The sequence below is a fragment of the Terrabacter sp. P5_B1 genome (assembly GCF_056400505.1).
Genome location: NZ_JBFULD010000230.1, coordinates 1 through 6,832 on the forward strand (window position 1 = coordinate 1; position 6,832 = coordinate 6,832).

At 72.0% G+C, this 6,832-nt stretch carries 6 protein-coding genes; 5 read left to right on the forward strand and 1 reads right to left on the reverse strand.

The genetic code is table 11. The features are described 5' to 3' along the window. The 4 genes from ftsY to AC1DP0_RS15510 form a co-directional block, all read left to right on the forward strand. On the forward strand, positions 1-1,030 hold a 1,030-nt coding region (gene ftsY, locus AC1DP0_RS15495; protein WP_478085733.1), incomplete at its 5' end, for a signal recognition particle-docking protein FtsY. 213 nt (positions 1,031-1,243) lie between these two features. Continuing rightward, positions 1,244-2,710, forward strand: a complete 1,467-nt coding sequence (locus tag AC1DP0_RS15500; RefSeq protein WP_478085736.1) for an ammonium transporter — start codon at positions 1,244-1,246, stop codon at positions 2,708-2,710. Further along, complete coding sequence (locus tag AC1DP0_RS15505; RefSeq protein ID WP_478085738.1) at positions 2,707-3,045, forward strand: P-II family nitrogen regulator; 339 nt, start codon at positions 2,707-2,709, stop codon at positions 3,043-3,045. Before AC1DP0_RS15500 ends, AC1DP0_RS15505 begins: the two co-directional genes overlap by 4 nt. A 78-nt stretch (positions 3,046-3,123) precedes the next feature. Further along, on the forward strand, positions 3,124-5,487 hold the full coding sequence (locus tag AC1DP0_RS15510; protein WP_478085741.1) for a [protein-PII] uridylyltransferase: 2,364 nt from the start codon (positions 3,124-3,126) through the stop codon (positions 5,485-5,487). Positions 5,488-5,538: 51 nt separating this feature from the next. On the opposite strand, the gene AC1DP0_RS15515 is transcribed toward AC1DP0_RS15510, so the two are convergent. Next, positions 5,539-5,940: an NUDIX hydrolase gene (locus AC1DP0_RS15515; protein WP_478085744.1), complete on the reverse strand. Its 402-nt coding sequence runs from the start codon at positions 5,938-5,940 to the stop codon at positions 5,539-5,541. 97 nt (positions 5,941-6,037) lie between these two features. Between AC1DP0_RS15515 and AC1DP0_RS15520 the strand changes: the two genes are divergently transcribed. Continuing rightward, the coding region (locus AC1DP0_RS15520; protein ID WP_478085746.1) for a signal recognition particle receptor subunit alpha at positions 6,038-6,832 on the forward strand (795 nt) is incomplete at its 3' end.

A 6,832-nucleotide genomic window follows, 5' to 3' on the forward strand; every position in this document is an offset into this window, starting at 1 on the left:
CACCGACACCGTCGCGCCCCCCGATGCGCCGGGCGCCCCCGCCGAGGTCGAGATCGAGGAGCCGGCTGCGCCGACCGAGCCGCCCGCGGCCGCGTTGGAGCGGCCCGAGTCCGCCCGCGGCCGGCTGCAACGCCTCCGGGCGCGCCTGGCCCGGTCCAACTCCTCGATCGGGCAGGGCCTGCTCGCCCTGCTCTCGCGCGGCAAGCTCGACGAGGAGGCGTGGGAGGAGGTCGAGGACACCCTCATCTCCTCCGACCTCGGCGTCGAGGCCACCATGGAGCTTGTCGACTCGCTGCGCACCCGCGTCAAGGTCGACGGCACCACCGACGAGGCCACCGTCCGCAGCTGGCTGCGCGACGACCTGCTCACGCTCGTCCAGCCCGACATGGACCGCCGCATCGCGAGCAGCCGCGTCGGCGACCGGCCCGCCGTCATCCTCGTCGTCGGCGTCAACGGCACCGGCAAGACGACGACCGTCGGCAAGCTCGCCCGCGTCCTCGTCGCCGAGGACCGCGAGGTCCTCCTCGGTGCCGCGGACACCTTCCGCGCCGCGGCGGCCGACCAGCTCGAGACCTGGGGCGCCCGTGTCGGCGTCGCCACCGTGCGGTCCGACAAGGACGGCGCCGACCCCGCTGCCGTGGCCTTCGACGCCGTCAAGGCCGGCATCGAGGAGGAGGTCGACGTCGTCATCATCGACACGGCCGGCCGCCTCCACAACAAGGTCGGCCTCATGGACGAGCTCGGCAAGGTCAAGCGCGTCATCGAGAAGCAGAGCGAGATCGACGAGGTCCTCCTCGTCCTCGACGCCACGACGGGCCAGAACGGCCTGATGCAGGCCAAGGTCTTCTCCGAGGCGGTCGATGTCACCGGCATCGTCCTGACCAAGCTCGACGGCACCGCCAAGGGCGGCATCGTCGTCGCGGTGCAGCGCCAGCTCGGCGTCCCGGTCAAGCTCGTCGGGCTCGGCGAGGGACCGGACGACCTCGCCCCCTTCGACCCCGAGGCCTTCGTCGACGCCATCGTCATGTGACCACGCGCCTCCGTCCACCCTCTTCGAACACGTATGCCGCCCGGCTCAGCCGGGCGGCATACGTGCGAGCGTGACCGCAGCGTGGGCAGGGGAGTCCACGATCCGGACAGCCGCTGTGGCGGAAACCAGCCGCTAACAGCGCCCACCGGTTGTTGACAAGGCTGTAACAAACGACGCCGTCGCCCGACATCCGGCCCGTCCATCGTTCTCGCCATGAGCGCACTTACCTTCGTGACGGCAGACACGCCGTTCACCGACAGCGGGAACACCGCGTGGGTCCTCGCAGCAGCCGCTCTGGTGCTGTTCATGACCCCCGGTCTCGCCCTCTTCTACGGCGGCATGGTCCGCACCAAGAGCGTCCTCAACATGATGATGATGTCGTTCATCACCATGGGCACGGTCGGCACGGTGTGGATCCTCTGGGGCTACAGCGAGGCGTTCGGCAACGACGTCGGCCTCGGTCTCCTCGGCAACCCCTTCGAACACTTCGGGCTCAAGGGCGTGCTCGACGCCATCTACGGCTACGTCCCGGCCAGCGCGGGCGCGCCGGCGGCGGGCGGCATCCCCGGTGGTGCTTTCGTCGCCTTCCAGGTCGTCTTCGCGATCATCGCCGTGGCTCTCGTCTCGGGCGCGATCGCCGACCGGGCCAAGTTCGTCACGTGGACCGTCTTCACGGTGATCTGGGCGACGCTCGTCTACTTCCCCGCGGCCCACTGGGTCTTCGCCTTCAGCGGCTTCGCGGCCGAGACGGGCGGCTGGATCGCCAACAAGGCCGACGGGCTCTTCCTCGGTGGCGCCGGCGCCTACGACTTCGCGGGCGGCACAGCCATCCACATCAACGCCGGTGTCGCGGGCCTCGCCCTCGCGATCCTGCTCCGCAAGCGGGTCGGGTGGCCCAAGGAGCCGATGCGTCCGCACAACCTGACCCTGGTCATGATCGGTGCCGGCATCCTGTGGTTCGGCTGGTTCGGCTTCAACGCCGGCTCGGCCCTCAGCGCAGGCACGCTGGCCTCGGGCGTCTGGGTCAACACCCTCGGCGCCACCTGCACGGCCATGCTCGGCTGGCTCATCACGGAGAAGATCCGCGACGGCCACGCCACCTCGCTCGGTGCGGCCTCGGGTGTCGTCGCCGGCCTCGTCGCCATCACCCCGGCCTGCGCCACCGTCTCCCCGTGGGGCGCCCTCGTCGTCGGTCTGGCGGCCGGTGTGGGCTGTGCCCTCGCCGTCGGCCTCAAGTTCCGCTTCGGCTTCGACGACAGCCTCGACGTGGTCGGCGTGCACCTCGTCGGCGGCCTCATCGGCACCCTGCTCATCGGCTTCCTCGCCGACGCGACCAACAGCCCGACCGGCACGGCCGGCCTCGAGATGAACGACGGTCTCCTCCTCGGCGGAGGCCTGGGACAGCTCTGGGCCCAGACCCTGGGGGCCGTCGCGGTGCTCGTCTACTCCTTCGTGGTGACCTTCGCCATCGGCTGGGTCCTGCACAAGACCATGGGCTTCACCATCTCCGAGGAGGAGGAGGTCAGCGGTATCGACCTGCTGGAGCACGCGGAGACCGCGTACGACCTCGGCTCGTTCACGGGTGGCAGCCGTAGTCTGCCCACCTCGGGCGTCGTGGCCGAACGAACCCGACAGCCCGTCGCCGACGAGCCGTCCGCCAAGGAAGGGGCATCCGCGTGAAGCTCATCACCGCCATCATCAAGCCGCACCAGCTCGACGAGGTCAAGGAGGCCCTGGAGGCCTTCGGGGTGGCCGGCATGACCATCAGCGAGGCCAGCGGCTACGGCCGCCAGCGCGGCCACAGCGAGGTCTACCGCGGCGCCGAGTACACCGTCGACTTCGTGCCGAAGGTGCGTCTCGAGGTCCTCGTCGACGACATCGACTCCCCGGACGTCCTGGACGTGATCCTCAAGGCCGCGCAGACCGGTCGCATCGGGGACGGCAAGATCTGGTCCGTCCCGGTCGACGAGGTGGTGCGGGTCCGCACCGGCGAGCGGGGCGTCGCCGCCCTCTGAGCGCCGCGGTCCGCTGCACGGCACGGCGAGCACCAGAGACACCAACAGAACCGACTCAAGGGGACGGCGAGACCTGACATGACGGATGTGACCACACGACGTCTGGACCTCGCCGGCACCCGGACCTTCGCGACGCCCGGCGCGGGCCAGACCCGCCGCGGGGCGCTCGCGGAGTTCGGGTTCGGATGGCTCCAGGAGCTGTGGCGCGAGGCGTGCTCCGGTCGCCGGGACGAAGGTGTCGCGCTCGCCGCGGTCGGCTCGCTCGCACGCAGCGACGGCGGACCGCTCAGCGACTACGACCTGGTGCTGGTGCACCACCCGCGCGGCCTCTCCGGCAAGGAGGTCGGCGCCTTCGCCGACAAGCTCTGGTATCCCATCTGGGACGCTGGGGTGCGCCTCGACCACAGCGTCCGCACGGTCGCCGAGTGCCGCGCCGTCGCCTCCGACGACTTGTCCGCGGCGGTCGGGCTGCTCGACCTGACCCACGTGGCCGGGGACGCCGACGTCGTCAACGCCGCCCGCTCGACGGTGGCCCACGACTGGCGGGCCAATGCCCGCACCCGTCTCGGCGAGATGCAGGAGTCCGTGGTCCAGCGGCACGCCCGCCAGGGCGACCTCGCGCACCTCATCGAGCCCGACCTCAAGGAAGCCCACGGCGGACTCCGCGACATGTCGGTGCTGCGGGCCCTCACGGCCGCGTGGCTCACCGACCGCCCGCACGGCGAGGTCGACGAGGCCTACGAGCGCATCCTCGACGTCCGCGACGCGATCCACGTCGTCACCGGGCGCGGCCGGGACCGGCTGACCCGCGACGACCAGGACGCGTGCGCGGCGCTGCTCGGCTACACCGACGCCGACGACCTCCTCACCGACCTCTCGACGTCGGCCCGCACCATCGCGTATGCCGTCGACGGCACCCTGCGCCGCGCCATGCAGTCCCAGCGCGCCCGCACCCTGCGCGTCGGTCCCCGCCGCCCGCAGCTGGCCCCGCTCGGCTACGGCCTCTACCGGCACGACGGGGAGGCGGTCCTCGGACCGTCGGCCGACCTCTCGTCCGACCCGATCACCCCGCTGCGGGCCGCCGTCGTGGCCGCGCGCGGCGGCATACCCCTGTCGCCGACGACGCTGAAGAACCTCGCCGCCACCGCGCCCTCCCTGCCCGAGCCGTGGCCGGAGGTGGCTCGCAACCTCTTCGCGGACCTGCTCGCGTCGGGGCCCGGGCTCGTCACCGTCTGGGAGGGGCTCGACCTCGCCGGCGTCGTCGAGCGGTGGATCCCGGAGTGGCAGGCGGTGCGCAGCCGCCCGCAGCGCAACGCCGTGCACCGGCACACCGTCGACCGCCACCTCATCGAGACCGTCGTCGCGGCGAGCGGCATGGTCCGCGACGTCGCCCGGCCCGACCTGCTCATGCTCGCGGCGGTGCTCCACGACATCGGCAAGGTGCCGGGCTCGCAGGACCACTCCGTGACCGGGGCCCAGCTCGCCGACACGGTGCTCCGGCGGATGGGTGTCACCGACGCCGACCGCGCCACCGTCGTGCGACTGGTCCGGGAGCACCTCACCCTCGTCGAGCTGGCCACCCGCCGCGACCCCGAGGACCCGGCGACGATCATCGCGCTCTCGGACGCCGTCGACGGGTCGGCCACGACGCTCGACCTGCTGCGCGCCCTCACCGAGGCCGACGCGTCCGCCGCCGGGCCCAAGGCCTGGAGCGACTGGCGGGCCGGCCTCGTCCAACGCCTCTACCGGGCCTGCCGCACGGCACTCATCGCCCACACCCCAGGAGAGGGGCCTCTCGTCGTGGAACCGATCGAGACCCTGGCGCTCTCCGACGACGCCCTCGACCGCATCGCGTCCGGAGAGCCCTACGTCACCGTGTCATCCCTCGGTGGCGCCCACCGCATCGACATCGTCGACCGTGACCGCGCCGGCCTCTTCGCGGACACGGCCGGCCTGCTCGCCGCGCACGGCTTCGTCGTGCGCTCAGCCATCCTCCGCACCGTCGACGGCGTCGCCGTCAACGAGTGGTGGGTCGACTCGCCGTCCGGCGAGACCCCGCTCCCCGAGGTGATCGGCCGCGACCTCAKGCGCGTCGCCAAGGGCGACCGCGCGCCGCTGGGCAAGCTGCAGCGACGCAAGTCGTCCGGGGTGCGAAGCCCAAGCTCGGGATCGGTCGACTCGACACGCGCCATGGTCATCAGCAGCGCGTCCGACACCGCGACGGTCATCGAGGTGCGCGCCACCGACCGCCCGGGACTGCTCCAGGACATCGGCATCACGCTCGCCCGGGCGTCGCTGTCGGTGCGCTCGGCGCACATCGCCACGTATGCCGGCCAGACCCTCGACACGTTCTACGTGACCGAGTTCGGCGGGGGCCAGCTGGCACCTGCCCGGGCCGCGCAGGCGGTCGCGATGATCATCGACACCTGCGACGCCGACTGACCCGCAGCCACCCTCCCGCCTCCTTCCCGCCTTCCATCGGCCCGGGGGCCGTCAGTCGAGCAGGTCGGCCTCGTGCAGGTGGGCGAGGACGAGCCGGTCGACGGCGGACACCCGGTCGCCGTCACCGGCCGTCAGCCACGCGATCTCCTCGATCTCGCGCGACGGCACGAACGTGCCGGTGTGCACGGCGGTGTAGCAGGTGAGGCGCACGAGGAGGCCGTCCGTCCGCGCGTCGGCGAGCGCCTCGAACGTGCCGACGTGCCTCGCGGTCGCTGCCTCCACGGTGACCGCCAGCTCCTCCTCGACCTCGCGGACCAGCGTCTGCACGTCGCTCTCACCCGGCTCGCGCTTGCCGCCCGGCAGGTAGAAGCGCTCGCGGCCGGCGTTGCGGGCCACGAGCAGGCGCCGCTCCTCCAGGTGGATCCACGCGATCTTGTCGATGAGGTCAGCCATCCGACCAACGTAACCTCCCGGCGCAACCGCGGCTCACGGCATACCTCAGTGTGGGCGCCGGGTCGGACCCACGCGCCGGAGCGGATAACCTTGCCCGGTGTTTGCATCCCTGTCTGACCGCCTGACCGCGACCTTCAAGAACCTCCGCGGCAAGGGCCGGCTCACGGAGTCCGACGTCAACGCGACGATCCGCGACATCCGCCTCGCCCTGCTCGACGCCGACGTCGCGCTGCCCGTCGTCAAGCGGTTCACCCACTCGGTGCGCGAGCGTGCCCTCGGTGCCGAGGTCAGCCAGGCGCTGAACCCCGCCCAGCAGGTCGTCAAGATCGTGCAGGAGGAGCTCGTCGCGATCCTCGGCGGGCAGACGCGCACGATCCGCTTCGCCAAGCAGCCGCCGACGGTCATCATGCTCGCCGGCCTCCAGGGCTCGGGCAAGACGACGTTCGCCGGCAAGCTCGGCAAGTGGCTCAAGGACCAGGGGCACACGCCGCTCCTCGTCGCGGCCGACCTGCAGCGCCCCAACGCCGTCACCCAGCTCGAGGTCGTCGGAGAGCGCGCCGGCCTCCCCGTCTTCGCCCCCGAACGCGGCAACATGGGCGGCCACGACGCCGTGCTCGACTCCGGCGAGGGCACCCGGTCGTTCGGTGACCCCGTCACCGTCTCCCGGATGGGCATCGAGCAGGCCCGGGCCAAGCAGTACGACGTCGTCATCGTCGACACCGCAGGCCGCCTCGCCGTCGACGCCAACCTCATGCAGCAGGCGTCGGACATCCGCGCGGCCATCGCGCCGGACGAGGTCCTCTTCGTCCTCGACGCGATGATCGGCCAGGCCGCCGTCGAGACGGCCCAGGCGTTCCACGAGGGCGTCGCCTTCACCGGCGTCGTCCTGTCC

What these genes read in the sequence shown, in the direction of transcription:
- AC1DP0_RS15515 (WP_478085744.1), bottom strand. Translation starts at nt 5,940, where the DNA reads ATGGCTGACCTCATCGACAAGATCGCGTGGATCCACCTGGAGGAGCGG.
- AC1DP0_RS15500 (WP_478085736.1), top strand. Translation starts at nt 1,244, where the DNA reads ATGAGCGCACTTACCTTCGTGACGGCAGACACGCCGTTCACCGACAGC.